Source organism: Enterobacter sp. C3_dUdeg, assembly GCF_057536195.1.
In genome coordinates, this window is sequence record NZ_BAAKFX010000001.1 from 516075 (window position 1) to 536563 (window position 20489).

The window sequence follows — 20489 nt, forward strand, 5'->3', positions numbered from 1 at the left end:
AAAAACGCCGCTCTGTTGCGGCGTTTTTTTTGCCAGTCATTTCACCGGCCGATTAGCCATTATCAATCACGACGGATGTCTTACGCAGGACCGGACAGTGGGTCAAGCCAACGATCCCGCTGTCCGTATGAAGATACTGCGCAGTGCTCACGCCCTGTGCTGTTAAATATTTACATTGAATCCCTAACCCGGCTGCGTTCTCGGTGCTTCCCACGAGCACACCGTAACCCGTGAGCAGAAGGCCAATCCAGACGATGGCCAGCGCAATAATTGTTCGAATGATGAAGCGCATCATTAACCTCTTTTGTCGTTGTTATCATAAAGCTAGCGTAAACGGTTTACACGATGAAACAAGTGCAGGATTCTGAAAAAAAGCGCGATGGCGGTACAGTTAGTCCTTGTTTAAGATAAGCGTGATAACCTCGTTACATCAGGTTTTTAGACGGAGTGTGGAGTGAAAAAAATACGCTGGGTAATTCTGATTATCGTGCTGATAGCGTGCGTGGTGTTATGGACGCAGACGATCAATGTGATGTGCGATCAGGATGTACAGTTTTTTAGCGGCGTTTGCGCAATCAATAAGTTTATTCCGTGGTAATACGCATTTTTTCTCAAGGTGATTTCCTTCCTTCGCGCCAGTGGTAAAATAGACGTTTTTATTGAGGTGGTGAAATGGGTGAGTTACTGAATTCAGGGCTGCTGAATATGGCATCCCTGATGATTTCTTTGGTTGTTCTGCTTGTGGGCCTGGTCATCTGGTTTTTCGTGAACCGCGCCAGTTCCCGTACTAACGAGCAGATTGAACTGCTGGAAGCGCTGCTCGATCAGCAAAAACGTCAGAATGCGCTGCTGCGCCGTCTGTGTGAGGCTAACGAACCGGAAGAGAAAGACGCGCCGAAAGACGCGGTCGCTGAAGATAACAAAGACGAAGACGACTTTATCCGCCTGGTGGCTGAGCGTTAATCTTTTGTCCGGGAGGTGGCTGTGGTCTGGAAAAATCCCTGGTATGACCCCTCCCTGAAACATCACACTCCGAACGGTTTTCGTAATACCGATCCTGTCGGACATCAACCCGGCGACCTTGACCGTTGGCGCAAAGCGCGTAAAGAGGCCGGTTTACCGAAGCCACCCGCGCTGGGTTATGAAGACTTTATCCAACAGTGGTGGCAACCGGTTGAGCTTACGCAACCTCATGAAGATGGGGTATGGTGGCTGGGACACGCCAGCGTGATGCTGCAGCTGGACGGCAATATCATCCTTACCGATCCGGTTTTTTCACGGCGCGCTTCTCCACTCCCTTTCCTGGGACCACAGCGCAAAACGCCTCCCGCTCTGTCAGTCGATCAACTCCATCAGCTTGATGCGGTCGTCATCTCCCATAATCATTACGATCATCTTGATGACGCGACCATTCGCCGTATTCTCAAACGCTTCCCCGAGGTCAGTTTTTTTGTTCCGCTGGGCCTGGCCGGCTGGTTTCGCCGCCGGGGGGGAAAACGCGTGGTTGAGCTCGACTGGTGGCAGAGCTTCACCTGGCAGGGGATGACGCTAACCGCCGTACCGGCACAGCACTGGAGTATGCGCACGCCATGGAACCGCAATCGCTCATTATGGTGCGGCTGGGTTATGGAAGGTCGACATCATCGTTTCTGGTTCAGCGGAGATACGGGGTATTCGCCCGAGCTGCTGTTGATACCTGAACGTCTGGGCCATATAGATGCTGCCGCGTTACCGATTGGAGCCTATGCCCCACGCTGGTTCATGGCTGTCCATCATATGGATCCGCAATCTGCGGTGGCATTGTGGCAGCAGCTGGGCTGCCCTCTGGCGTTTCCCATTCACTGGGGCGTGTTTGAACTGGCAGATGAATCCCTGGATGAACCTGTGCGGGAGTTAACTGACGCGCTAGATAATTTAGCACCAGTTAATCATTCTTTCAGGATACTGAAAGTTGGTGAATATTTATCCTTATAAACGAAGCGATAACGTAGTGCATATATTCTGTCTGTAAACGCGTTCAGGAATGTTTTATTTTTATCGAAACGTTTTGCTTGCCTTCTTTTGATGCAGAGTCATAAAAATTTCATTATTTTGGTGCATAACACTGTTTATTAGTTGGTGCATTTTAATACAGGTCGGCGCGGGTTATTAACAGTGTTTTTTCTCTGAAACAATTTGGTCGCGTTACAATGATTTAAGCATAAGTTTTCACAAATTGTTCTAACTCAATCAGGACGTAAGATTTCTTTTCCCGGTTGCTGGACGCTTCGTAATGATTGAGCTATGTTAAAAAAGTCTTAGATTACAGCGCTTGTGAAAGCAACGCTGGGTCTTTGTTACGCAGCCGAGCTGTCTGTAAGTGATGCGCATAATTGTGCAAAACCTGACAGGCACTGTTCGAATTTGTGCGGCGGATCGAGACATGTTTAAAAATGGCTTGCCATATTAAACATAGTGTGTGATAACACGTTTTGGGTCAAACGAGGTACAGTTCTGTTTATGTGTGGCATTTTCAGTAAAGAAGTCCTGAGTAAACACGTTGTCGTTGAATACCGCTTCTCTGCCGAACCTTATATTAGTGCCTCATGCAGTAATGTCTCAGTTTTATCTCAGTTAATGCCTGCGGGCTAAGAAAACACTCTAAGGAATTTTGCAAAATGGCAAAGATTAAAGGTCAAGTTAAGTGGTTCAACGAGTCTAAAGGTTTTGGTTTCATTACTCCTGCTGACGGCAGCAAAGACGTGTTCGTACACTTCTCTGCAATCCAGGGTAACGGCTTCAAAACTCTGGCTGAAGGCCAGAACGTTGAGTTCGAAATTCAGGACGGCCAGAAAGGCCCAGCTGCAGTTAACGTAACTGCTATCTGATCGAACCGCTGCTGACTGAAGCGCTTAGCACTTCAATCTCAGACATAAAGCCTCGCATAACGCGGGGCTTTTTTATGTCCTTTATCTTTCAAAATATTACCATTTGCGGTCTTGTTAGTAACTTGTTGCAAAGCTGCGAGGTTAGTAGCACTGTTTTGCCACCTTAACCCCATCTTTTCCCGTTAAATCAGGGCGTTGTTTAACAGTCCTGGGGTTCAGGTGAAGAAGAAATTGATAACGACCGCTGGCAATTTCACGCCGGCGCGTTTTGTGCTGCTCTGTTTAGCTATTTTTTGTAGTCTGGCTTTTTTGCTGGGCCGCGTTGCCTGGCTGCAAATCATCAAGCCTGACAACCTGGTGAAGCAGGAAGATATGCGTTCCCTCCGCCAGCTGGCGATTGATGCGCCACGGGGCATGATAATGGATCGCGAAGGTCGCCCCCTGGCGGTGAGCGTGCCCGTCCGGGCCGTCTGGGCCGACCCTAAAACGGTGCTGGCAAAAGGGGGCGTTGGCGTTGATGAACGCTGGCAGGCGTTGGCAAATGCGCTGCATCTCTCCCTGGGCACACTTTCGGCGCGAATCAACGCCAACCCGCAGGGGCGTTTTATTTATCTTGCCCGTCAGGTCGATCCCGCACAGGCGAAGTGGATCGATAGGCTGAATCTGCCCGGCATCAATTTACGCGACGAGTCACGCCGTTTTTATCCTGCCGGCCATGTGGCAGCGAACCTGATTGGCTTCACCAATATTGACGGGCAGGGCATTGAAGGCGTGGAAAAAAGCTTTAACGCTCAGCTGACCGGTAAGCCGGGTGTGCGGCAGGTAAGGGAAGACCGATACGGTCGCGTGGTTGAAAACCTGACGGAAGTGGCGCCTGCACCGGCGCATAACATCCAGTTAAGTATCGACGAGAGGCTGCAAACCATCACCGAAGATGCGCTCGATAATGCCGTGGCCTGGAACAAGGCCGAGTCTGGTGCATCGGTGCTAATTAATATCCCAACCGGGGAAATACTCGCCATGGCGAGCTATCCGGATTTCAATCCCAATAATCGGGAAGGCGCGACGATAAACGATTTCCGCAATCGCGCCATCAGCGATACGTTCGAGCCCGGTTCGACGGTCAAGCCGCTGGTGCTGATGACGGCCCTGCAGCAGGGCCTGGTCCAGCCGGACAGCGTGATTGACACTCACCCGTATACCCTTGACGGGCATCGTATCCGCGACGTGGGCTATTATCCTGAACTGACGATGACCGGGATCCTGCAAAAATCGAGCGACACCGGCGTGTCACGACTGTCCCTGGCAATGCCTGTCCAGCATCTTATTGATACCTATCGAAACTTTGGGTTTGGCACGAATACGGGGCTTGGCTTAACGGGCGAGAGCGCGGGGCTGTTGCCAAATCGTAAATACTGGAGCCAGCTCGATCGTGCGACCTTTGCCTTCGGCTACGGGCTGATGGTGACGCCGCTCCAGCTGGCGCACGTCTACGCCACGATCGGCGGCTTCGGGCTCGAGCGACCTCTCTCGATTACGCGTATCGATCCACCCGTTATCGGGCACCGCGTCATGCCGGAAGAGATCGCACACGAGGTGGAACACATGATGGAGAGCGTTGCGCTGCCCGGCGGCGGGGGCGTTAAGGCCGCCGTTCGCGATTACCGGGTGGCGGTGAAAACCGGTACGGCGAAGAAAATTGACGACAGCGGGAAGTACGTCGATAAATACGTTGCGTATACGGCCGGCGTTGCGCCCGCCAGCGATCCGCGCTTTGCCTTGGTGGTGGTGATTAACGATCCGCAAAATGGCGCCTATTACGGCGGTGCCGTTTCCGCACCTGTCTTCAGCGAGATTATGGGCAACGTGCTGCGTCTGGAGAATGTGAAACCTGACGGGTTACCGGCGGGTTCCGATCACCTTATCGTTATGCGTTAACCGGGCGTTTATAACCAGGGCGAATAGCGGTACACTTCGCCCTTTGATTATGCTCCGGAGTCACCATGTCCTTCAGCTGTCCCCTTTGCCACGCCCCCCTGACGCACTCAGATAAAAGCTATACCTGTCCGCAGGGGCATCAGTTTGATATGGCAAAAGAAGGCTACGTGAATCTTCTGCCGGTGCAGCATAAGCGCTCCCGCGATCCAGGCGACAGTGCAGAGATGATGCAGGCGCGTCGTGCGTTTCTGGATGCCGGGCACTATCTGCCGCTGCGGGAGACCGTCGCGCAGATGCTGAATGACATCCTGCCGGGTTCAGCCACCGCCATGCTCGATATCGGCTGCGGGGAAGGGTACTACACCGCACGCTTTGCCCAGATCGCCCGTGAGAAGGGCGCGTTGACATTCGGTCTGGACGTGTCGAAAGTGGCCATTCGCGCGGCGGCAAAGCGTTACGCTGACGTGACGTTCTGCGTGGCATCCAGCCACCGGCTGCCGTTTGACGATGCCAGCATGGATGCGGTTATCCGTATTTACGCGCCCTGCAAGGCGGAAGAGCTGGCTCGCGTGGTGAAACCGGGCGGATGGGTAGTCACCGTAACACCGGGCCCGCGTCATCTGATGGAGCTGAAAGGGCTGATCTACGACGAAGTGCGACTGCATGCCCTTCATTCTGAACAGCTGGCCGGTTTTACCCTGAAGCAGGAGCAAACCGTGGCGTATGAAATGACGCTGAAAGGCGAAGAGGCCACCGCGCTGCTGCAGATGACGCCGTTCGCGTGGCGGGCAAAACCGGAAGTGTGGGAAGCGTTAGCTGTACAATCAATATTTAACTGCCAGACGGATTTCAGTATCCACGTCTGGCAGCGCGAAGATTAACCGGCGAAGTGTGCCCAGAGGATCTGGGCTCCAATGCCAATCAGCACAATTCCCCCCAGGATCTCGGCGCGTTTACCCAGCAGCGGGCCGATAAACCGCCCGACCATCATGCCCAGCGTGGACATGATCAGCGTTGCGCAGCCGATGGCCAACGCGGTGGCGATAATATTGACCTGCAGGAATGCCAGACCGACGCCGACGGCCATTGCATCAAGGCTGGTGGCAATCGCCGTGGTGACCAGCAGCCAGAACCCGTGGCGGTGCTGCGGCTCTTCGTCTTCATCATCACCGCCGCGAAAACCTTCAATCACCATTCGGCCGCCGAGAAACGCCAGCAGTACGAAGGCAATCCAGTGGTTCCACTCCAGCACGAACTGGCTGGCGAGCATGCCAAGTCCCCAACCGATAAGCGGCGTCAGCGTTTCGATAGCGCCAAAAATGAGGCCGGTACGCAGGGCTTCTGAGAACTTAGGTTTGTGGAGCGTGGCGCCTTTTCCGATGGAAGCCGCAAAAGCGTCCATGGACATGCCAAAAGCGAGGAGGATCGTAGCGGAGATATTCATAACAGCGTCCAGACCGGGGATATCCATATGACACATCACTGCCCCCAGTGAACAGCAGTTGATGTATCTATGGTCTCGCCTGATCGCACCGCACATAAGATGTGCTGTCAGCGATCCGTACGCGCCACGTTTTTCAACGAGTATGTTGACACGTACATTTCCTGCGAGCAGGAAATCGGCTACTCCCCAACGACGGGCGCAACCTTAACATATTTTGAGAATATAAAACAACAATGGAGAAGCATTATTTAAAATGCTTGTTGATAACGATTTTCATTTGTCTTTAAGCGTGAAGTTATCGTTAAAAAATAGAGAGAAAATTAACGAAAAGGATATAGCTTAGGCTATATTTCTTGCGCAAGATAAACACAGAATATAGCCATTGCTATATATGCAAATCATTGAGTTTTAAGAAGTAAGTTGTATATTTTTTCCAGGTCGTCAATATTCTTCACCCGAATAAGCAGGCGGCGTTGTTCTAATTGCATCACCAGCACACCGTCTTCGGATAAATTCATCTCTTTAATACGGTTATATTCTATCCACACATTGGCGAAGAAAAATCCGCGGGATTTAAAAATGATTTTCGGCGTGCGGATCCAGAACAGATAAACCGCCATTAATGCCAGCGCACATAATAACCATGTGGTTAATATTGCACCATGACTGGTGACGTTATTGTAAATAAGAATAACGATGAGACCCGCGAAGATAAACGCATCTACGCGCCCGCGTCGCAGAAGGGGAAGGGAGAGCAGCGTCTCGCCGTGACGGCGGGGCATGATGAACTCGTCATAGATCGCGTAAGCCAGAAGGGCAGCAATAAATAAAACCAGTACGATGTCCGTGACAGCCATTCATCCTCCAGATAAAAAAACCGGGGGCAAGCCCCCGGCCTATAGCATTGAAACTTACAGACCCAGCAGGCCGACTGCGTAGCCCGCGATACCGATGACGAAGAAGCCAACGATAATCCACAGCGGGTTTACTTTCTTACGCAGCAGCCACATGCAGGCGAAGGTCAACAGCAGCGGTACCAGGCCCGGCATCAGCTGGTCCAGAATCGTTTGTACAGTGGTGACGCGCGTCTGACCATCCTGCCCGGTGATGGTCGATACCACCAGCGGGATGTTCACGTGCGTCCACTTGTTAACCAGCGCCCCCATGACAAACAGGCCGAGGATTGACGCCCCCTCAGTCAGTTTCTGCAGGAAGCCGCCGCCCATGTCCTTAACGATGTCCACCCCTTTACGGTAGCCGTAGGCCACACCGTAGTAACGGGTCAGCAGGCGCACGGCGTTGAACAGGATGAAGAACAGCAGCGGGCCAAGCAGGCTGCCGCTCATCGCGATACCGGCACCCAGCGCCGCGAAGACCGGACGCACGGTACCCCAGAAGATTGGGTCACCGACACCGGCCAGCGGACCCATCAGGCCGACTTTGATACCGTTGATAGCACCGTCGTCAATCTCTGCGCCGTTCGCACGCTGTTCTTCCATCGCCAGCGTTACGCCCAGAACCGGAGCCGCTACGTAAGGATGGGTGTTAAAGAATTCCAGGTGACGCTTGATCGCCTGACGGCGTGCTTCGTTGTTTTCCGGGTACAGGCGCTTGATCGCCGGCACCATGGAGAAGCAGAAGCCCAGCGCCTGCATACGTTCGAAGTTCCATGAACCCTGAAACAGGTTAGAACGGATGAACACGCCACGAATATCACCCGGAGTGAGTTTTTTCTCGGTGGTAGTTTTTGTCATATCAACCATTTCGCTCACCTGCTAGTCCAGTTCGTTATCGAGATCGTTGTTACCAGCAGCCTGCGCTGGGGCACCCGCGACGCGGTTATATTTCGGGCTGAGCTGGATGTAGAGAATCGCCATTACCGCACCAATCACACCCAGTGCAACCAGGTTGAAGTTGGTGAAGGCAGCGGTCACGAAGCCGAGGTAGAAGAACGGCATCAGATAGCCTGCGCGCATCATGTTGATGACCATCGCATAACCGACGACCACGATCATGCCGCCCGCGATGTTCAGACCGCCGGTGACCACTTCTGGAATGGCGTTCAGCATGCTCTGCACTTCACTGGTACCAACAGAGATCGCCACGATAACCGCCGGGATCGCGATACGCATCGCCTGCAGGAACAGGGATGAAACGTGGATCCACGACAGTGCCGTGAGGTTGCCGTTTTCGGCCGCCTTATCCGCCGCGTGCTGGAAGGCAACGGTGATAGTACGAACGATGATGGTCAGAACCTGGCCTGCTGCAGCCAGCGGGATCGCCAGGGCGATACCGGCACCAATACTCTGGTGACCAGCAATAACCAGAACGGTCGAAATGATAGAGGCCAGCGCCGCATCGGGCGCAACCGCTGCGCCGATGTTCATCCAGCCCAGGGCGATCATTTCCAGGGTACCACCGATGATGATACCGGTTTTCATGTCACCCAGAACGGCCCCAATCAGCGTACAGGCCACCAGAGGGCGGTGGAACTGAAATTCATCAAGTACGGATTCCATACCCGCAATACATGCGACGACGAACACCAGCACAATCTGAAGAGTGGTAATCTCCATTGCACTTCTCCTATTACATAAACTTTATATGAGAACCGGCGCGGGCTTATTTCCCAACTTTGCCGATCAAATCCATCATTTTCAGTTTTTGATCCGTAGAAACCTTACGGGCTTCCAGTTCAATACCGCGCGCATTCAGCTTGTTGAATGCCTCGATATCTTTCGCATCGACTGAAATGGCGTTGTTGACCTGCGTTTTGCCCTGACGGAATGCCATACCACCGATGTTCACGGAGGTGATTTTCACGCCGCCTTCAACAATGCGCTCAACGTCTGTCGGGTTAGTGAACAGGAGCATTACGCGTTCACCCGCGTATTTCGGGTTGTTGTAAACGCGGATCATCTTGGCGACATCCACGACGTGCGCGGTAACGCCAGGAGGAGCAACCTGAGTCAGAAGGGTTTTACGTACGGTATCGGCGGCCACTTCGTCGCTGACCACGATAATGCGTCGAACGTTGGTCTCTTTGGTCCAGCGCGTGGCGACCTGGCCGTGGATTAAGCGGTCATCAATACGCGCAAGGCCGATGACCATGTAATCGTTCGGACCCATCGGTTTTGCAGGTGCTGCCGCTTTTGGTGCCGCTGCAGGTGCAGGGGCAGGTTTTTCAACCGGCTGCGCTTTCAGGGCTTTTACCCCTTCGCGACCGGTTTCAACGGCCAGCGCCACCAGCTCATCGAACGCCGGATTGTCGTCGCGCGCCATGAAGGTTTCCACCAGCATGGGAATATTAACCCCGGCGACAACTTCATAGTGCTCTTTATCGACGACAATGCGGCTGGCGGCATTGAACGGGCTGCCGCCCCATGTATCGACGAGAAACAGCACGCCTTTGCTGGTATCCAGCTTCGCGAGTTGAGCGTTGTACTTCTCTATCAGCGTCTCGGCGTTTTCACCGGGAACGAAATCGATCCAGCCGACGTTTTCCTGCTCGCCCAACAGCATCTCTGCCGTTTTGAGTAGCTGCTCAGCAGCCCAACCATGTGTGCCTATGACAATAGCAATGGTCACTTGCTACCTCCTTTTATTATCATTAATACGCCTGCCAGGCAGCCGTACTGAGAATCGTATTGGCGAACCGAATCGATTCAGATAAGGGTTAGAGTTCAAAAAAACTAAGACTTCCGCGAATTATTTTAGATAGTGAAAAAATAATTTATGTGATGAAGATCCGTAATTTAGCCACGCGTTACAGATTTATCTGTAGCGTAAAGCCGCTGTGTTACAGAACTTTGCAAAGGAACGTAAATCTTTGCTAAAAACACAGTGTCTCTGATATGTTTAGCCTCCGTTTAATCGTTCAGGAGTATAGGGTTACAGCCCACTATATGGACCGTCACCGACGTCAGTCATCAACCAGGCCATTTCGCGCCTTATTCACCGGCGATCCTCGCCACGTATCAACTCTGTTTACCTCTGTTTTGCCCACGTTGAGTGGGGCACCGTTTCGTCATTCCTTTAGCAGGAGCTTGTCATGGAATTCTTAATGGACCCGTCAATCTGGGTAGGATTGCTCACGCTGGTGGTGCTGGAGATTGTTCTCGGCATTGATAACCTGGTGTTTATCGCCATCCTTGCGGACAAACTGCCGCCAAAACAGCGTGATAAAGCGCGTCTGATTGGTCTCTCGCTGGCGCTGGTTATGCGACTGGGGCTGCTCTCCGTCATCTCCTGGATGGTCACGCTGACCAAACCGCTGTTCTCCGTCATGGATTACACCTTCTCCGGGCGTGATTTAATCATGCTGATCGGGGGGATATTCCTGCTTTTCAAAGCGACGACGGAGCTACACGAGCGGCTGGAAAACCGTCAGCACGATGATGGGCACGGTAAAGGCTATGCCAGCTTCTGGGTGGTGGTGCTGCAGATTGTGGTGCTTGATGCAGTCTTCTCGCTGGATGCGGTGATCACGGCGGTCGGCATGGTGAATCATCTGCCGGTAATGATGGCGGCTGTTGTCATTGCGATGGCGGTCATGCTGCTGGCCTCGAAGCCGCTGACGCGCTTCGTCAACCAGCATCCGACTGTGGTCGTGCTGTGTCTGAGCTTCCTGCTGATGATTGGTCTGAGCCTGGTGGCGGAAGGTTTTGGCTTCCATATTCCGAAAGGCTACCTGTACGCCGCGATTGGCTTCTCGATTCTGATCGAGCTGTTCAACCAGATTGCACGCCGTAACTTTATTAAGCAGCAGTCGAATCAGCCGCTGCGCGCCCGTACCGCAGACGCGATTCTGCGCCTGATGGGCGGTCGTCGTCAGGTGAACGTCCAGTCTGATTCCGAAAACCATAACCCGGTTCCGGTCCCGGAAGGGGCGTTTGTGGAACAAGAGCGCTACATGATTAACGGCGTGCTCTCCCTGGCCTCCCGTTCGCTGCGCGGCATCATGACGCCGCGCGGGGAGATCAGCTGGGTTGATGCAAATCTAAGCGTCGATGAAATTCGCCAGCAGCTGCTCTCTTCTCCGCACAGCCTGTTCCCGGTGTGTCGCGGAGAGCTGGATGAGATCATCGGCGTCGTGCGGGCAAAAGAGATGCTGGTGGCCCTGGAAGAGGGCGTCAACGTGGAAGCCGTTGCTGCTGCGTCGCCTGCGATTGTCGTGCCGGAAACGCTGGATCCTATCAACCTGCTCGGAGTGCTGCGCCGCGCTCGCGGTAGCTTTGTTATCGTCACCAACGAGTTTGGCGTGGTGCAGGGGCTGGTTACGCCGCTGGACGTGCTTGAAGCGATTGCCGGTGAATTCCCGGATGCCGACGAAACGCCAGAGATCGTTGCCGACGGTGAAGGCTGGCTGGTTAAAGGTACCACCGACCTGCACGCGCTCTCGCACACGCTGGGGCTGGAAAACGTGATCAACGATGAAGAAGACATCGCGACCGTTGCCGGTCTGGTTATCGCCGTTAATGGACAGATCCCGCGCGTCGGCGATGTGATCGAGCTGGCGCCGCTGCACATTACGATCGTTGAAGCCAACGACTATCGCGTTGATATGGTTCGCATTGTTAAAGAACAATCTGCCCACGACGAAGATGAGTAAGCCGGCTTAGCGCAGCGGCATTAACGGCACGATGTGCCCGTTATGATGCGCTGGCGGGGATGAACTTCCCGCCAGCCACTTAGGAAAATCCCGTAGCGGCATGGGCCGCGCATAGAAAAACCCCTGCAGGACAGGCACGCCATGGCGGCGCAAGTAGCGCGCCTGCTCCTCCGTCTCGACCCCTTCAGCAACCAGTTCGATATTCAGCCGCTGACCCAGCGCAATAATCATATCCGTCACCGTCGAGTTCACGGCGTCGGTACCGATGGCGGTGGTAAACGACTGGTCGATTTTCAGCACGTCCGGGTGCAGCTTTTCAAGCCAGGAGAGGGAGCTGTTCCCGGTACCAAAATCGTCGATGGCGAGCTTCACCCCTTTGCGATGCAGTTCGCGCACGATGCGATAATCCGCATCCAGCAGCGCATCCCGTTCCGTGAGTTCAATCACCAGCTGCTGGCGCGGACCGGCGCTGAACCAGAGGCGGTTCAGGTCCTGTATCAATGCCGCGTGACGAAAATGGCTGGCGGCGACGTTAATACCAATGTGAAAACCGGCGCTGGAAGGGAAGTAGCCTATCTGGCGCACCGTTTCGGCGATGACATAGCGGGTCAGGGGGACAATCTGGTTATGTTCTTCTGCCAGCGGGATAAATACCTCCGGGGTGATCCAACCCTGACGGGGGTTATTCCAGCGCAGCAGGATCTCCACGCCGGTGCACGCCTGGGTACGGGCATTCACCAGCGGCTGGCAGAAAAGCTCAAATTCCCGCGCCGCAATGCCCATATCGATCTCCCACGTAAAGCTCATCCGGTTTGCCGTTGCCAGCCAGGCGAGATAGCCCAGCAGCAGGCTGAGCATCAGCCCCAGCGGCAGCTGGGCTGGCAGGCTTTTTAAAGCTAATTCTCCAGGGCCTGGCCCGCTGACCGTAATGGTAAAAGGGTTTCGGGTTGATGATTGCCGGAAAAGAGAGCCCCCCTCATCAAACGTCAGGCTGTCGCTGACGCGTTGTCCATAGCGCAGAAAGCGATCGCCTACGGTCAGCGCCACGTCATTGATGAGCGGGCGCTGGGGCTCGAGGATCATTTTGGCGATCAGATCGATATTGATGATTTCGATTACACCAGCTTCACCGTCCTGTGAGACGGGATACCACTGGATCAATATCGGGCTACCCTTAAGCAGCCACTGATCGCTCGATAAAATCAGCTTCGCCGTGCTGGCGGGTAATTCTTTCAGGAAGTCGCGAACGGGCACATTGCGGCTCCCGAAAATACTTGAGCAATACAGGATACCCTCGTTAATCAGGGCGATGGAGCGTACCGTCTGCAAAATGGCGGCCTGCTTTCGCAGCGCCAGGTGCGCCTGCGGGCAGGGCTGCCCTACCAGGGGCTGCAGCACGCTGCGGCGGTTCTCTAAAGAAAGCAGGACGTTATCAAGGGCGCGAACGGTGTGGCTGGTAAAATCGAGGATCCGCTGTTGGTTAACATTGCGCTGTGAAATAAAGCGAATGCCTAACGTCAGGATGAGCGTGAGGAGCGCAACCGTGACACAGACGATAACGCGTTTTCGGCGATAGTTTTTAATGATCGTTTGTGCAGTTTGCATGAACGGTCGCCTGATAAGCCACCAGCCACAAAAGCCGGACGCAACAGTAAAAGTGTAGTGGGGAAAGATGAAGGAGACGAGAAAGAAGAGGGAAATTCGCCCATCCGTTGCAGATGGGCGAAAGGCAGTATTAGTCGCACTGCACCTTAATGGCCAGGCCACCGCGGGACGTCTCGCGGTATTTCGCGTTCATGTCCTTGCCGGTTTCGTACATGGTTTCAATCACCTTATCCAGCGATACGCGAGGTTCGCTGGTACGGCGCATCGCCATACGTGAGGCGTTGATGGCTTTCACCGAGGCAATCGCGTTACGCTCGATGCACGGCACCTGCACCTGGCCCGCGACCGGGTCACAGGTCAGACCGAGGTTATGTTCCATACCGATTTCCGCCGCCACGCAGACCTGCTCAGGGCTTGCGCCCAGCAGCTCTGCCAGACCTGCCGCCGCCATGGAGCAGGCAACGCCCACTTCACCCTGACAGCCCACTTCCGCACCGGAGATGGAGGCGTTCATTTTGTACAGCGCACCGATGGCCCCTGCCGCCAGGAAATAGCGGATGTAGATGTCCGGCGTCACGGGCTCAATAAAGTGATCGTAATACGCCAGCACTGCCGGAACGATACCGCAGGCGCCGTTGGTTGGCGCCGTCACGACGCGACCACCGGCGGCGTTCTCTTCGTTAACCGCCAGGGCAAACATGTTTACCCAGTCGACCACGTTCATCGGGTCGTTGGAGAACTTGTCCGTGGTCACCAGCATACGGCGCAGGGCAGAGGCACGACGCGGTACGCGCAGTGGACCCGGCAGAACGCCTTCGGTGTTCATCCCGCGGTCGATACAGGCGCGCATGGTTTGCCAGACGTTCGCAAAATAGTCTTCAATCTCTTTTTTGCTGTGCAGGGCCAGTTCGTTCTGCATCACCATGCCGGACAGTGAAAGACCGGTCTCTTTGCAGTATCCCAGCATTTCTGTAGCCGATTTGAACGGGTACGGTACGCTGACGTCGCCGACGCTGTCTTTGCCAAAATGCTCTTCATCCACGATGAAGCCACCGCCGATGGAGTAGTACGTTTTGCTGTAAATCTCTTTTTCACCGCTGTAAGCGTGAATGGTCATGCCGTTTTCGTGCAGCGGCAGGTTGTCGCTACGGAAACGCATGCCGTCATCCTGCGGGAAATCGACTTCCTGCTGGCCGTTTGCCAGCAGCAGGCGGCCGCGTGTTTCCACGTCGCGGATGAATGCCGGGATGGCATCAATATCTACGGTATCCGGCATATTGCCTGCCAGACCCATAATAATGGCGATATCGGTGTGGTGGCCTTTACCCGTTAATGACAGCGAGCCGTAAACATCCACGGCGACACGGGTAACGCTTTCCAGTAATCCTTTTTCGACCAGATCATCGACGAACTGTTTACCGGCCTTCATCGGGCCAACAGTATGGGAAGACGAAGGGCCAATTCCCACTTTGAACATGTCGAATATACTAATCACTTTCACACTCCTGACAGGGTTACCGGGGTTCCAGTAACGATGTTATAACTGCGCATAGTGTAAGAGGGAACACCGACCTCGGCTTAACTATTCACATGAATTAAACTAATGGTTAACGATGGGTTTTGCTAATAGCGCGACGCGGATCGCAAACCTGCGAAAAAGGGTGGAATGTAAAGTATAGTCAAGGTTTCAGGCCGATTTGCAGCGCCAGTTCACGAATGATGCCCGCCGTCATGCCCCAGACAAAATAATGCTGATACCAGGACAACCAGACCCGATGGTCATGCCCCCGTCGATGGATATCGAGCGGATGATAGCGGCTGAGCCGGAGCGCCTCTTCGAGCGGCATTTCAAACACCGCTGAAACTTCATCGACGCTGGCGTGATACTGCAGGCCGGGCGGGATAATGCCCACCACCGGCGTGACCTGAAAACCGGTGACGCTGTCGACGGGCGGCAGCACGCCGATAACCTCCACCGCCTCCGGCGGAATGGCCACCTCTTCCTGCGCTTCCCTCAGCGCGGCGGCAATCAGCGAGGCGTCGGAGCTGTCAACCGCGCCACCCGGAAAGGCGACCTGACCCGCGTGCTTGCGTAAATGGGGAGAACGCTGGGTGAGCAGCAGGCCCGGCTGCGCGCGACGCACGACCGGGATCAGCACGGCCGCCTGACGCTGATTGAGCGCTTCGCGGTTGACCTGCGGTCGTAAAAGCTGAAAACGAGATAAAAAATCGTCCAGCGTCAGGTTCTCTTTTTCCACCCGTGATTACTCCAGTTGTTTCAGGATACGGTTAACTTTATCAAAGGTTTCCTGATATTCCGCATCGACCTGGCTATCGGCAACAATGCCGCCCCCGGCCGAGCAGTAAAGGTTTCCGTCGCAGGCCGTCAGCGTGCGAATGGTAATGCTGGTATCCATGGTGCCGCACAGGCTGATATAGCCGATGCTGCCGCACCAGGCGTTGCGGCGGTGCGGCTCCAGCTCATCAATGATCTCCATCGCCCGTACCTTTGGCGCGCCGGTGATGGAGCCGCCCGGGAACGCGGCGCGGAGCAGATCGCAGGCGGTGCGAGAGGTGGGTAGACGCGCGGTAATGGTACTGACCAGATGATGCACCGCCGGGAAAGGCTCGACGACAAACAGTTCCGGCACGCGCACGCTACCCGGTTCGGCGACGCGGCCAATGTCGTTACGCATCAGATCGACAATCATCAGGTTCTCGGCGCGGTCTTTCGGCGAGGCGGCGAGCTTTTCCGCCTGCTGGCGATCGGCATCGGGGTCCGCAAGACGCGGTAACGTGCCTTTAATCGGACGGGTTTGAATCGTACCCTCGGCCAGATGGATAAAGCGCTCGGGTGACAGGCTAAGAATTACACCCTGTTCCAGACGGACAAACGCGCTGAACGGCGCCTTATTGCTGGCGTTAAGACGGGTAAACGCCTGCCACTCATCTCCCCGGTATGTCGACTGGAAGCGCTGGGCGAGGTTAACCTGGTAGCAGTCACCGCTTTGCAGATACGCCTGAACGCGCGCGAATTTTTCGGCATACTCCGCTGCGGTCATGTTCGAGCGCCAGCCAGAGGTAAGGGTAAACGTCTCTGCCGGGGCAGGCCGTTGCGCCTCCAGCCACGCCAGACGCGCCTGCACGTCATGATGGCTCAGCAGTGAAACCGTTTTTTTCTGATGATCGACAATTAACGCCCAGTCATACAGCCCCACGGCCATGTCTGGCAGGGAAATATCAGCCTGCGCATGCTCCGGCAGCGTTTCGAAAAGGCGACCCAGATCGTACCCAAACAGGCCCAGCGCGCCGCCCTGGAAAGGGAGGTCCGGGTTCGGCGCAGCAGATAAGCCCAGCGCGTTAATGGCCTGCTGCAGCTGCTTCAGGGGATCGTCCGTTAACGACAGGTCATCGGTTGTTAGCGTCTTTAGCGGATCGGCCACCAGAATGTCGAAGCGGCTATAGGGATGGTCCGCATGGCCAGAATGCAGCAGCATCGCAAACGGCAGATGGCTCAGGCGGGCAAACCAGAATTCAGCGGCGTCTGCACGCCAGGGCAAGGTAATAACAGTGGGGAAGCGCATGTTCATGTGTGGCATACTACCGGGCAGCGTGAAATAATTAGCGCGAATAATTTAGCAGGAGTTGACGATGTTTGCAGGTTTACCTTCTCTGAGCCATGAACAGCAGCAGAAAGCGGTTGAGCGAATTCAGGAACTGATGTCCCAGGGGATGAGCAGCGGACAGGCGATTACGGTTGTCGCCGAGGAGATTCGCGCCAGTCATTCCGGCGAGCGGATCGTGGCGCGATTCGAAGATGAAGATGAAGATCCAGAAGAGTAATCGGGCTTACACCGCCGCGATAATCTTAATCTCTACCTTATATTCCGGCTTCATCAGCGTGGCCTGTACGGTACAGCGTACAGGCGCGTGACCCGCCACCACCCATGCATCCCAGGCTTTGTTCATCGCCGCGAAATCATCTTTGTTTGCCAGGAAAATCGTCGCATCCAGAATGCGGGATTTGTCGCTGCCCTGTTTTTCCAGCACCGCATCAATCTGCGCCAGAGTGTTAGCCGTCTGCTCGAACGCATCCGCGTCCAGGTTAGCCGGTACGCCGGTGTAGTAAAGCGTCTGGTTATGGATCACCACATCAGACCAGCGGGCTTCGGCATCAATGCGCACAATTGTCATAAACGTTTCCTCGTTATTTTTCGTCGTCAGGCGGCAAGACTGCCATATTGTTCTCGTGTCGTCACTATTTGGGGTGGCACAGGAGAGGTTGGGCTGACATAATCCCTGTGCAAAAATACAGTGAGAGAGCACCGTGGCAGACGATTTTTCCCCTGAAGGTCAATTAGCGCAGGCTATTCCCGGCTTCAAGCCCCGTGAGCCTCAGCGCCAGATGGCGCACGCCGTTGCACGCGCCATCGATAAGGCTCAGCCGCTGGTGGTCGAGGCCGGAACCGGTACGGGTAAAACGTATGCTTACCTTGCTCCGGCGCTGCGCGCGAAGAAGAAGGTGATTATTTCCACCGGATCGAAGGCGCTGCAGGATCAGCTCTACAGTCGCGATTTGCCCACGGTGGCGAAAGCGCTGAAATACAAAGGTCGTCTGGCCTTGCTGAAGGGACGCTCCAACTATCTCTGCCTGGAACGTCTTGAGCAGCAGGCGCTGGCGGGCGGCGACCTGCCGGTACAAACCCTCAGCGACGTCATTATCCTTCGCGCCTGGGCGAACCAGACCGAAGAGGGCGATATCAGCACCTGCGCGAGCGTGCCGGAAGACTCGCCTGCCTGGCCGCTGGTGACCAGCACCAACGACAACTGCCTCGGCAGCGACTGCCCGCTGTATAAAGACTGCTTTGTGGTGAAAGCGCGCAAAACGGCGATGGACGCGGATGTGGTGGTGGTGAACCACCATCTGTTCCTCGCGGATATGGTCGTCAAGGACAGCGGTTTCGGCGAGCTGATCCCGGAGGCGGACGTGATGATCTTCGACGAAGCCCACCAGCTTCCGGACATCGCCAGCCAGTATTTCGGCCAGTCGCTTTCCAGCCGCCAGCTTCAGGATCTGGCGAAAGATTTCACCATTGCTTACCGGACCGAACTCAAAGATACCCAGCAGCTGCAGAAGTGCGCCGACCGTCTGGCCCAAAGCGCGCAGGATTTCCGCTTACAGCTTGGCGAGCCGGGCTATCGCGGTAACCTGCGCGAGCTGCTGGCGGACAAAAACATCCAGCGCGCGCTGTTGCTGCTCGATGATGCCCTCGAACTCTGCTACGACGTGGCAAAACTGTCGCTTGGCCGTTCCGCGCTGCTGGACGCGGCCTTCGAACGCGCCACGCTCTATCGCGGGCGGCTCAAACGGCTGAAAGAGATTAACCAGCCGGGGTTCAGCTACTGGTATGAGTGCACCTCGCGGCATTTCACCCTGGCGCTCACGCCGCTGACGGTAGCGGATAAATTTAAAGAGGTGATGGCGCAAAAACCGGGAAGCTGGATCTTCACCTCGGCAACCCTGTCGGTGAATGACGATCTGCATCACTTCACGGAACGTCTTGGCATTGAGGATGCGGAATCGCTGCTCCTGCCGAGCCCGTTCGATTACGAAAAACAGGCGCTGCTCTGCGTGCCTCGTAATCTGCCGCTGCCGAACCAGCCGGGTGCGGCGCGCCATCTGGCCGCGATGTTAAAACCGATGATCGAGGCCAACAACGGCCGCTGCTTTATGCTCTGTACCTCTCACGCCATGATGCGTGACCTCGCCGAGCAGTTCCGCGCCACCATGACGCTGCCGGTGCTGCTGCAGGGTGAAACCAGTAAAGGCCAGCTGTTACAGCAGTTTGTCAGCGCCGGAAATGCCCTGCTGGTAGCAACCAGCAGCTTCTGGGAAGGGGTGGACGTGCGCGGCGATACGCTCTCGCTGGTAATTATTGATAAGCTGCCGTTTACCTCTCCGGACGACCCGCTGCTGAAGGCGCGGATGGAAGACTGCCGTCTGCGCGGGGGCGATCCTTTCGATGAGGTACAGCTGCCGGATGCGGTGATTACCCTCAAGCAGGGGGTAGGGCGATTAATCCGCGACGTCACCGATCGCGGAGTGCTGGTCATTTGCGATAACCGGCTGGTGATGCGCCCTTACGGAGCGACCTTCCTTGCAAGCCTGCCGCCCGCGCCGCGGACGCGGGACATAAAACGCGCGGTGCGTTTCCTGGCAAACCCAACGGCGGAGTAATTTACCCCGGAGTGTGCTAAGATGCGCGCCATTTTGTGACTGACCCTTGCGAGAGCGCGACGACTGATGCGAATTCTGGCTATTGATACCGCGACAGAGGCTTGCTCTGTCGCTCTGTTGAACGACGGTGCTGTTTCTGCTCATTTCGAAGAGTGCCCACGGGAACACACCCAACGCATTCTGCCCCTGGTAAAAGCCATTTTAACCCAGGGCAACACCTCCTTAACCGACCTCGACGCGCTGGCCTTTGGCCGTGGCCCCGGCAGCTTTACGGGCGTACGTATCGGGATTGGTATTGCGCAGGGGCTGGCGCTGGGCGCCGAACTGCCGATGATCGGCGTCTCTACCCTCGCCACTATGGCCCAGGGCGCATGGCGCATGACCGGGGCAACGCGCGTGCTGGCCGCGATTGATGCCCGCATGGGCGAGGTTTACTGGGCCGAATACACCCGCGACGAGCAGGGCGTGTGGCACGGCGAAGAGACGGAAGCCGTGCTCAAGCCGGAAGCGGTCACTGAGCGGCTGCAGCAGCTCTCCGGCGAGTGGGCAACCGTCGGCACCGGCTGGCCGGCGTGGCCTGACATGGCAAACGACACCGGGGTGACGCTGGTGGACGGCAACATGCTGCTGCCGGCTGCGGAAGATATGCTTCCGATTGCCTGCCAGCTGCTCGCGGCAGGAAAAACCGTTGCCGTTGAACACGCGGAGCCGGTTTATTTGCGAAACACCGTTGCGTGGAAGAAACTTCCGGGCCGCGAGTGAATCTCAGTAACAGGAACTGAGAAA

At 55.5% G+C, this 20489-nt stretch carries 22 protein-coding genes and 1 pseudogene; 12 read left to right on the top strand and 11 right to left on the bottom strand.

What is annotated here, in order from left to right; all coding sequences use genetic code 11:
* Window positions 1–52 precede the first annotated feature (52 nt).
* Complete coding sequence (locus AC27FC_RS02395) at window positions 53–292, bottom strand: YobH family protein (RefSeq protein WP_033145832.1); 240 nt, start codon at window positions 290–292, stop codon at window positions 53–55.
* Window positions 293–454: 162 nt separating this feature from the next.
* On the opposite strand from AC27FC_RS02395, the gene mgrB reads away from it, so the two are divergent.
* The 7 genes and pseudogenes from mgrB to rlmA all read left to right on the top strand — a co-directional run bounded on the left by mgrB (window position 455) and on the right by rlmA (window position 5686).
* Window positions 455–598 carry a PhoP/PhoQ regulatory lipoprotein MgrB gene (gene mgrB / locus AC27FC_RS02400; protein ID WP_006175995.1) on the top strand — a complete coding sequence of 48 codons (144 nt, stop codon included), beginning with the start codon at window positions 455–457 and terminating at the stop codon, window positions 596–598.
* A 74-nt stretch (window positions 599–672) separates the two neighbouring features.
* On the top strand, window positions 673–963 hold the full coding sequence (locus tag AC27FC_RS02405; RefSeq protein WP_008500484.1) for a YebO family protein: 291 nt from the start codon (window positions 673–675) through the stop codon (window positions 961–963).
* A 21-nt stretch (window positions 964–984) separates the two neighbouring features.
* A complete protein-coding gene (locus AC27FC_RS02410; RefSeq protein WP_094934718.1) occupies window positions 985–1974 on the top strand; it encodes an MBL fold metallo-hydrolase in 990 nt (329 codons plus the stop codon).
* Between the two features lie 525 nt (window positions 1975–2499).
* Window positions 2500–2644, top strand: a pseudogene (locus AC27FC_RS02415) (DUF2627 domain-containing protein).
* Window positions 2645–2657: 13 nt separating this feature from the next.
* Window positions 2658–2867 carry a transcription antiterminator/RNA stability regulator CspE gene (cspE, locus tag AC27FC_RS02420; RefSeq protein ID WP_001062678.1) on the top strand — a complete coding sequence of 70 codons (210 nt, stop codon included), beginning with the start codon at window positions 2658–2660 and terminating at the stop codon, window positions 2865–2867.
* Between the two features lie 219 nt (window positions 2868–3086).
* A complete protein-coding gene (gene ftsI / locus AC27FC_RS02425) occupies window positions 3087–4805 on the top strand; it encodes a peptidoglycan glycosyltransferase FtsI (protein ID WP_196354252.1) in 1719 nt (572 codons plus the stop codon).
* 65 nt (window positions 4806–4870) lie between these two features.
* A complete protein-coding gene (gene rlmA, locus AC27FC_RS02430) occupies window positions 4871–5686 on the top strand; it encodes a 23S rRNA (guanine(745)-N(1))-methyltransferase (protein ID WP_033145829.1) in 816 nt (271 codons plus the stop codon).
* Here rlmA and mntP read toward each other — a convergent pair.
* The 5 genes from mntP to manX form a co-directional block, all read right to left on the bottom strand.
* On the bottom strand, window positions 5683–6249 hold the full coding sequence (mntP, locus tag AC27FC_RS02435) for a manganese efflux pump MntP (protein WP_196354253.1): 567 nt from the start codon (window positions 6247–6249) through the stop codon (window positions 5683–5685). The two genes, rlmA and mntP, sit on opposite strands and share 4 nt — an antisense overlap.
* 398 nt (window positions 6250–6647) lie before the next feature.
* Complete coding sequence (locus AC27FC_RS02440) at window positions 6648–7106, bottom strand: DUF986 family protein (protein ID WP_094934715.1); 459 nt, start codon at window positions 7104–7106, stop codon at window positions 6648–6650.
* Window positions 7107–7160: 54 nt separating this feature from the next.
* Complete coding sequence (locus tag AC27FC_RS02445; RefSeq protein WP_006810994.1) at window positions 7161–8012, bottom strand: PTS mannose transporter subunit IID; 852 nt, start codon at window positions 8010–8012, stop codon at window positions 7161–7163.
* A gap of 12 nt (window positions 8013–8024) precedes the next feature.
* Window positions 8025–8825, bottom strand: coding sequence for a PTS mannose transporter subunit IIC (manY, locus tag AC27FC_RS02450; RefSeq protein WP_008500490.1), 801 nt, complete (start codon window positions 8823–8825; stop codon window positions 8025–8027).
* Window positions 8826–8871: 46 nt separating this feature from the next.
* Window positions 8872–9837, bottom strand: coding sequence for a PTS mannose transporter subunit IIAB (gene manX, locus AC27FC_RS02455; RefSeq protein ID WP_032658500.1), 966 nt, complete (start codon window positions 9835–9837; stop codon window positions 8872–8874).
* Between the two features lie 317 nt (window positions 9838–10154).
* On the opposite strand from manX, the gene AC27FC_RS02460 reads away from it, so the two are divergent.
* Together AC27FC_RS02460 and yoaE are read left to right on the top strand one after the other, a co-directional pair.
* Complete coding sequence (locus AC27FC_RS02460; protein ID WP_370883520.1) at window positions 10155–10313, top strand: protein YoaL; 159 nt, start codon at window positions 10155–10157, stop codon at window positions 10311–10313.
* Window positions 10301–11860, top strand: a complete 1560-nt coding sequence (gene yoaE, locus AC27FC_RS02465) for a CNNM family cation transport protein YoaE (protein WP_033145827.1) — start codon at window positions 10301–10303, stop codon at window positions 11858–11860. Before AC27FC_RS02460 ends, yoaE begins: the two co-directional genes overlap by 13 nt.
* Before the next feature lie 6 nt (window positions 11861–11866).
* On the opposite strand, the gene AC27FC_RS02470 is transcribed toward yoaE, so the two are convergent.
* The 4 genes from AC27FC_RS02470 to pabB all read right to left on the bottom strand — a co-directional run bounded on the left by AC27FC_RS02470 (window position 11867) and on the right by pabB (window position 17055).
* Window positions 11867–13465, bottom strand: a complete 1599-nt coding sequence (locus AC27FC_RS02470) for an EAL domain-containing protein (protein ID WP_196354254.1) — start codon at window positions 13463–13465, stop codon at window positions 11867–11869.
* 130 nt (window positions 13466–13595) lie between these two features.
* Complete coding sequence (gene sdaA, locus AC27FC_RS02475) at window positions 13596–14960, bottom strand: L-serine ammonia-lyase (protein ID WP_023312197.1); 1365 nt, start codon at window positions 14958–14960, stop codon at window positions 13596–13598.
* A 184-nt stretch (window positions 14961–15144) separates the two neighbouring features.
* Window positions 15145–15723, bottom strand: a complete 579-nt coding sequence (locus tag AC27FC_RS02480; RefSeq protein WP_023312196.1) for a CoA pyrophosphatase — start codon at window positions 15721–15723, stop codon at window positions 15145–15147.
* A gap of 6 nt (window positions 15724–15729) precedes the next feature.
* The gene (pabB, locus tag AC27FC_RS02485; protein WP_033145824.1) at window positions 15730–17055 is read right to left on the bottom strand and encodes an aminodeoxychorismate synthase component 1; all 1326 of its coding nucleotides are present in this window, start codon (window positions 17053–17055) and stop codon (window positions 15730–15732) included.
* 61 nt (window positions 17056–17116) lie between these two features.
* Here pabB and AC27FC_RS02490 point away from each other — a divergent pair, with 61 nt between their 5' ends.
* Window positions 17117–17308 (top strand): YoaH family protein, encoded by a 192-nt coding sequence (locus AC27FC_RS02490; protein WP_033145823.1) that lies wholly within the window; start codon window positions 17117–17119, stop codon window positions 17306–17308.
* Between the two features lie 6 nt (window positions 17309–17314).
* Here AC27FC_RS02490 and AC27FC_RS02495 read toward each other — a convergent pair whose 3' ends face one another.
* Window positions 17315–17659 (bottom strand): RidA family protein, encoded by a 345-nt coding sequence (locus tag AC27FC_RS02495; protein ID WP_008500498.1) that lies wholly within the window; start codon window positions 17657–17659, stop codon window positions 17315–17317.
* A 133-nt stretch (window positions 17660–17792) separates the two neighbouring features.
* On the opposite strand from AC27FC_RS02495, the gene yoaA reads away from it, so the two are divergent.
* Together yoaA and tsaB are read left to right on the top strand one after the other, a co-directional pair.
* Window positions 17793–19703: a DNA repair helicase YoaA gene (gene yoaA / locus AC27FC_RS02500; RefSeq protein ID WP_039263631.1), complete on the top strand. Its 1911-nt coding sequence runs from the start codon at window positions 17793–17795 to the stop codon at window positions 19701–19703.
* A gap of 66 nt (window positions 19704–19769) precedes the next feature.
* Window positions 19770–20465, top strand: a complete 696-nt coding sequence (gene tsaB, locus AC27FC_RS02505; RefSeq protein ID WP_038417432.1) for a tRNA (adenosine(37)-N6)-threonylcarbamoyltransferase complex dimerization subunit type 1 TsaB — start codon at window positions 19770–19772, stop codon at window positions 20463–20465.
* The last annotated feature ends 24 nt before the right edge of the window (window positions 20466–20489 follow it).

Excerpts from the sequence above, each read along its gene's own strand:
- AC27FC_RS02395 (WP_033145832.1), bottom strand. The coding sequence starts at position 292 with ATGCGCTTCATCATTCGAACAATTATTGCGCTGGCCATCGTCTGGATT.
- AC27FC_RS02405 (WP_008500484.1), top strand. The coding sequence starts at position 673 with ATGGGTGAGTTACTGAATTCAGGGCTGCTGAATATGGCATCCCTGATG.
- cspE (WP_001062678.1), top strand. The coding sequence starts at position 2,658 with ATGGCAAAGATTAAAGGTCAAGTTAAGTGGTTCAACGAGTCTAAAGGT.
- rlmA (WP_033145829.1), top strand. The coding sequence starts at position 4,871 with ATGTCCTTCAGCTGTCCCCTTTGCCACGCCCCCCTGACGCACTCAGAT.
- mntP (WP_196354253.1), bottom strand. The coding sequence starts at position 6,249 with ATGAATATCTCCGCTACGATCCTCCTCGCTTTTGGCATGTCCATGGAC.
- AC27FC_RS02440 (WP_094934715.1), bottom strand. The coding sequence starts at position 7,106 with ATGGCTGTCACGGACATCGTACTGGTTTTATTTATTGCTGCCCTTCTG.
- AC27FC_RS02445 (WP_006810994.1), bottom strand. The coding sequence starts at position 8,012 with ATGGTTGATATGACAAAAACTACCACCGAGAAAAAACTCACTCCGGGT.
- manY (WP_008500490.1), bottom strand. The coding sequence starts at position 8,825 with ATGGAGATTACCACTCTTCAGATTGTGCTGGTGTTCGTCGTCGCATGT.
- AC27FC_RS02460 (WP_370883520.1), top strand. The coding sequence starts at position 10,155 with ATGGACCGTCACCGACGTCAGTCATCAACCAGGCCATTTCGCGCCTTA.
- yoaE (WP_033145827.1), top strand. The coding sequence starts at position 10,301 with ATGGAATTCTTAATGGACCCGTCAATCTGGGTAGGATTGCTCACGCTG.
- AC27FC_RS02470 (WP_196354254.1), bottom strand. The coding sequence starts at position 13,465 with ATGCAAACTGCACAAACGATCATTAAAAACTATCGCCGAAAACGCGTT.
- pabB (WP_033145824.1), bottom strand. The coding sequence starts at position 17,055 with ATGAACATGCGCTTCCCCACTGTTATTACCTTGCCCTGGCGTGCAGAC.
- AC27FC_RS02490 (WP_033145823.1), top strand. The coding sequence starts at position 17,117 with ATGTTTGCAGGTTTACCTTCTCTGAGCCATGAACAGCAGCAGAAAGCG.
- AC27FC_RS02495 (WP_008500498.1), bottom strand. The coding sequence starts at position 17,659 with ATGACAATTGTGCGCATTGATGCCGAAGCCCGCTGGTCTGATGTGGTG.
- tsaB (WP_038417432.1), top strand. The coding sequence starts at position 19,770 with ATGCGAATTCTGGCTATTGATACCGCGACAGAGGCTTGCTCTGTCGCT.